Raw genomic sequence first — 4374 nt, 5'->3', positions numbered from 1 at the left:
CGGTGCGAGCTCTGACCGCCGGCGCGGCCGGGTCGGGGCCGTCTCCGTTGGCGGCAGACCTGATGCTGTTCAGTGAGCTGTTTCGGTCCCTGGGTGGGGATTTCGATGCGGGTCGTCCGTTGTCGGACTTCGATGCGTTGTACGTGATGGTGCCGGGTTCTATCGACCGGGTCGTGGCCGAGGCGAAAGCAGCTGTCCTGATCGAGCTGCTGATGTATGAGCTCTCGACTCAGCCACGACAGACATTGTTCATCGTGGATGAGTTCTCCGCCATCACCGGGAAGCTGACCGGGAGCCTCACAAACCTGGTGGAGCGTATCCGCGGGATGGGCGGTGCCTGTATCCCGTCGGCTCAGTCCTACTACGGGTTCGGAGATACCGAGGATGAGCGTCAGCGGCTCCTGACCGCGATGGGCGGGGGAATGCTCATCGGCCGGACCGAAGGCGCAGAACCTCTGGCGAAGCGGTTCGGGTCGCGGAAAGTCGGTGAGGCCGGCCTGCAACTCGCGGAATCAGAGTTCACCGGGACAGGGAGTCTGCGACGTCAGGACGCCTACCTGCTGGACCCGAACCGGGTGCGGCAGCTGCCGGATCGGCACTGGATTTACTCCACAGCGGACAAGGTCACCTATGGGGTAGTCAAGCCAGTTGACAAGACCCGGAGGCTCCCGAGCCCTGTCATCACCGGTTCAGCACGCCGGAATCTGTTGGTGGCCGGACATGCGAAAGAACCGGTCGCGCTGCTCAAGGCTCACAGGAAGACCCTGGAAGAGCAGATTCCGGGGTGGAACAAATGACCCCGCTGACTAGGGAAGCGGCAGCGCAGCTTCTCCAGGTGCCCCCTGCGGCAGGCCCAAAGGAGTTGCACTCGGCCTACCGAAAAGCGGCACGAGCACACCATCCGGACGTCGGAGGGTCAACGGAAGAGTTCCAGGAGATCTCCGAAGCATACACCTATCTGCTCTCTGCAGGATGGGTGGACGATCGTGAAGAGGCACGTCCAGAGCTGGGCCGGACAAAAGCACCGGTGGTGTGGGTCCGGAGCAAATGCAGCGTCCTCTCCATCATCGTCGGGCTCGTCGAAGCTGTCGCGCTTCTTCTCCTCCCGATCTTCTTGGGTGTGACGTTCTACGGGGTGACCGTAATCTTCGCTGGACTCGCACTTGTCATCCGGCTGATGTATCTGGCGGTGGGCAGGCCATTGGAGAGGAAGAATAACGGGGCGGCGGTAACCAGTGATCCCGGCTGGGATACCGAGCCGATTCCTCGGGTGAGTGTTGAGGAGGTGGAGGAGTTCGAGCGACCTGGCTATTAGAGCCAGGGAAATGCTGTGTCGTCGATACGACGACGATGGTGTGGGATGCAGAAGGCCTGGCCCCCGATGAGGGGCCGGGCCTTTTTGCGTGTGTAGTGGTCCTGTGTTGGAGGTTCTTTCGTCCCTGTCCGTCATCTGGGCGTAGCCAGACCTGACCCCCGCCAGAATGCAAGGGTGGGGTGTCCCTTGCATTCTGGCGGGGGTCAGGTATCCCCCCGGGCAGATGACGGACAGGGACGGGAGAACCGGGCCCTGTCCGGAGTCTGCCGGGGTTCGGGGCGGCGAGCGCCCGACCCCCGGAGGGCCTCCGGAGGATTCCCGCCGGAGGCGGAACTTCACAATCCAGATCACAAGCAGACGCTCGCCGCTGGGCAGGCTCCGGACAGGAGGACAAACCCAGTCGAGAAGGCCGAGGCTTATGGAGTGTTCCTCACCTGGGAATGGGGGTTGGCAGGCTCCTGCCCATCACCTGCCCAAGGGATACCAGAGCTTCGGGAGGGGGCAACCCGAACCCCATGGGTTGCCCCCTCCCGAACCCCTGGTCTGGCTACGCCCAGGTGACGGACAGGAGCCCACCAACCCCCCGTTGGCGCGCCCTCCGGACCCGCCCACCCACAACAACCAACCCATCACCCCGCTGGGTGATAGACAAGGCTAGAGGGGTTCCTACATGCTGCAAAAGCACTGCAAAAGCACTGCAAGCGGCATGTTTTGAAGAGAAGGGTTTTATATAGTGGTTTCAGACCGTGAAGAGGGGGTTGACCTGCGGTTTCGTGGGGGGCCTGCCCGCCGCCGCCGCGCGACACCTCTCTCCCTCTACTTCGTAACGAGGAAGAGAGGTGTCGCGCGGCGGCGGCGGGCAGGCAAGTACGAAAAGACAAAAACAAGATCAACTACAAGGTCAAGGTCAAGATCAACAGACAGGGGCTTGGCAAGAGGGTAACGCTGAGAGGGGCGTGCGGTCGGCAGGAAAGGCAGGAAAAAAGAGAAGCAAAAAGACGAAGAGAAGCGCAGAAGCGAAGAGACGAAGCAAAGATGAAGACCCCAGCACAAAGGGAGCCGAGAAGAGCAGAGCAGAACGTAAGACGAAAATAGCGTAGAGAACAGCAAGAAGCCAGCAGGGCAAGATCCCAACAGAGAACCAAACAGGGAGGCAAGCAATGATGACAAACGAGACTGGCAAAAGAGCAAAGCGAAGCGACGCCGGGATCGTCCGGCAAACCGGCAGGGATGCCGAACTTATGGAGTGGATTGCCCACATGTACGGCATTCCTGCAGACCTTCTCCAATACCACCTTGGGGTGGGAGAGGTAAGAGTCGGACAGATTGTCCGGCGATGGGAAAAAGCAGGATGGGTCAAGCGAGACTATGTCGACGCCGGATCGATGTGGATCTGGCCGACAAAGGCGACGGCCAATAGGTTTCTCGGGTGGGATGCTCGGGAATGGAAGCCGCGACCGACCACAGCAGCTCATACACGTGCTGTTGCAGCAGTCCGAGCACATCGCACTGGATTCGATCTAAATCGTTGGGACTCCGAACGACGCATGTGGCATGAACACGGTTGGCGGATGAAAGACGAGGAATATCCACACCTTCCGGATGGAGTGGAAATTCTTGCTAACGGAGACCGGGTCTTGATCGAAGTGGAACTCACGGCGAAGAGCCGGACTCGGTATCTCTCAAAAGAAAGAGAGTTCGGTGGCGGAATGAACACACACGAAGGACTAATTCCCGAGATCCAGAGGCGGGCTGGTCAGTTGAGCTGCTCCAGCATTGCGTACTGGTGCTCGCCTACAGCCCTCCCGATTGTCAGGGAAGTAGTAAATGAGTACAAAATTCGAGTGGATGCAAGTAAGGACAAAAGGTATAAGCCAATGTATGTGCGAAACCTGAATGAGGAGGTCCCGAAGTGGGAGACACGTGGATGGGTTCGGAGACTGACAGGAGGAAGCTGATGACGGGATGGCCAACGCTTCCTGTATGGGCGCAGGGAAGTATCGGGTTGGTGCTGGTAGCGGTGTTGCTGGCAGCAATAGTGGTTTTCGTGCCGGGGATCATTCTTGGTGCCGGGTTCGTGTTCACGGCTTGGTTGAAGGGCTGGCATCCATCCCGGCTGCGGAATGTGTTCTTCGTTCTGCTCGGGTCGAGCGTCCTTGCGGCCTGGTGGGTTGGTGACTGGGCGGCCCCAGTCACAACAATGCGGACTGCAATCGAGCAAACGTGGGATGGGATGTGGCTGAACGGGTTCGTGAACGCAACGGGCGGAACATTGCTGTTGTCAAGCCTTGGTGCGTGGGCGTATTGGCAGCGGTATACGCGGCGGATGCGATCCGGGGCGGAGGGAGTGAGAGGGGAACGGCATGTGTATCGCCAGTTGAAGCGACAGGAGTGGCATGCGCAGATCAGGGCTCGGTTTGAGTTGACGCCGATATCTAGGAGGCAACGCGTGATATTGGGCCACAAGTATGAGGATGTGTATCCGCATCCGGAACTTCTCGGGCAGTCGCTAGGAAAACGGAATGCCCCGTATTTTGATGTTCCGATGGAGCGGATCAAGCGGCATATGGCGTGTGTGGGGTCGTCCGGGTCGGGGAAGTCGACGACGTTGATCAAGCTCAGCGTCGGATGGACGGAGGCCGCGTGGCGCACTTACCGGGAGTCGAGCCAGGAGGTAACTGGCTCGCAGTCCAAGGATGTGTACGCCACGCGGCCCTTGACCATCTTCGTCAACTGCAAGGGCGGCCGGCAGGGCGGGGTGGAGGCCAGTGAGTGGGCTGAGGCGATGGAGGCACTGGGCCTACAGCTGAACCGGGTCGGGATCTTCCCCCTGGAAGACCGGCTGAACATGTGGCGGCTGCCCCCACGGCAGCTACAGGCGTCCCTCCACGCCCTGGCGAAGACCGACCACCGCTTCTACGACGTCCTCCAGCGAGGGCTGCTGCACCTGCTCATCGACTCCCCCCGCGGAGCGCCCATGGACTCCCTGGACCTGCTCAAGCGGATCAACAAGACCTGGCTACAGGAGGCCTGGGAGAACCATCCGGTGGAGTCAGAGG

General features: G+C 60.4%; 4 protein-coding genes. All 4 read left to right on the top strand.

The window, feature by feature from the left end; translation table 11 throughout:
* A partial coding sequence (locus Ae505Ps2_RS29850) for a hypothetical protein (RefSeq protein ID WP_212567746.1) occupies positions 1-797 on the top strand: 797 nt, incomplete at its 5' end.
* Positions 794-1315, top strand: a complete 522-nt coding sequence (locus Ae505Ps2_RS29845; protein ID WP_075554431.1) for a J domain-containing protein — start codon at positions 794-796, stop codon at positions 1313-1315. The genes Ae505Ps2_RS29850 and Ae505Ps2_RS29845, both read left to right, overlap by 4 nt.
* A 1571-nt stretch (positions 1316-2886) precedes the next feature.
* A complete protein-coding gene (locus tag Ae505Ps2_RS32335) occupies positions 2887-3273 on the top strand; it encodes a hypothetical protein (RefSeq protein ID WP_170917184.1) in 387 nt (128 codons plus the stop codon).
* Positions 3228-4374: hypothetical protein (locus tag Ae505Ps2_RS31655; RefSeq protein ID WP_139320311.1), on the top strand; the 1147-nt coding region annotated here is incomplete at its 3' end. The genes Ae505Ps2_RS32335 and Ae505Ps2_RS31655, both read left to right, overlap by 46 nt.

The sequence above is a fragment of the Pseudonocardia sp. Ae505_Ps2 genome (assembly GCF_001932425.1).
In the GTDB taxonomy this organism is placed as follows: domain Bacteria; phylum Actinomycetota; class Actinomycetes; order Mycobacteriales; family Pseudonocardiaceae; genus Pseudonocardia.
The sequence above is the reverse complement of the archived record's forward strand: the minus strand, read 5'-3'. Positions and strand labels throughout refer to the sequence as shown.

Bases quoted from the DNA above. Each gene is read 5' to 3' on its own strand.
- Ae505Ps2_RS29845 (WP_075554431.1), top strand. From the start codon at position 794: ATGACCCCGCTGACTAGGGAAGCGGCAGCGCAGCTTCTCCAGGTGCCC.
- Ae505Ps2_RS32335 (WP_170917184.1), top strand. From the start codon at position 2,887: ATGAAAGACGAGGAATATCCACACCTTCCGGATGGAGTGGAAATTCTT.